General features: G+C 62.3%; 1 protein-coding gene. It reads left to right on the top strand.

The genetic code is table 11. From position 1 onward, the window contains the following. On the top strand, positions 1-737 hold a 737-nt coding region (locus AWB68_RS45765; RefSeq protein ID WP_125483338.1), incomplete at both ends, for a DUF2955 domain-containing protein.

Genomic DNA, 737 nt, shown 5'->3' with positions numbered 1-737 from the left:
CTCGACCTGTCGATACCCGTGGTCGCGCCGGTGTTCATCGTCTTTCTGCTCGCGACGCAGAACCGGCCGCTGTCGTTCAAAGCCGGCTTGGCTTTTGCGCTCGTCGTGGCGTCGACGACGGGCAGTGGCCTGCTCCTGGTCCCGTTGCTTCGGCATTACGCGTTCTCCGGCGTGCTGCTGGTGGGTCTCATGCTCTTCCTGGCGTTTCGCTATGGTTTGCGCGGCGGGAACAATCTGGTCTCGACGTTTCTGGTAGCGGGACTGACGATGATTTCCGCTGCGGGAACCGCTGACTTCCAACTGGCCGTGACAGTGGTGGGTGCGCTGGCGAAGGGCCTTCTGCTTGCCGTGCTGGTGTCCGCATTGACTCACGTTTTATTTCCCGAGCCCGTCGGCACACGGCCGCAGCCTGTCGCGCAGGCCATGCAGGACAGGCAGGCCATGCGCATTGCGCTGCGCGCCGTGCTCGTGGTCATGCCGGCGTATCTGCTCGCCATGACCGATCCCGCGAGCTACATGCCGATCATCATGAAGTCCGTCAGTCTCGGCAGACAAAGCTGCACCACGACGGCTCGAAGTGCCGCGCGCGATCTGATCGGCTCCACGTTGCTCGGTGGCCTGCTTGCGATCTTGTTCTGGTTTTCACTCAGGCTCTTCGTGCACCTGTGGATGTTCTTTCTGTGGATGCTTCTGTTCGGCCTGCTGGTGGGACGCAAGCTCTACGGCATCAGCCCGAC

The sequence above is a fragment of the Caballeronia choica genome (assembly GCF_001544535.1).
Classification (GTDB): domain Bacteria; phylum Pseudomonadota; class Gammaproteobacteria; order Burkholderiales; family Burkholderiaceae; genus Caballeronia; species Caballeronia choica.
Note: the sequence above shows the minus strand (reverse complement) of the source record. Positions and strands in the feature narration are given on the sequence as shown.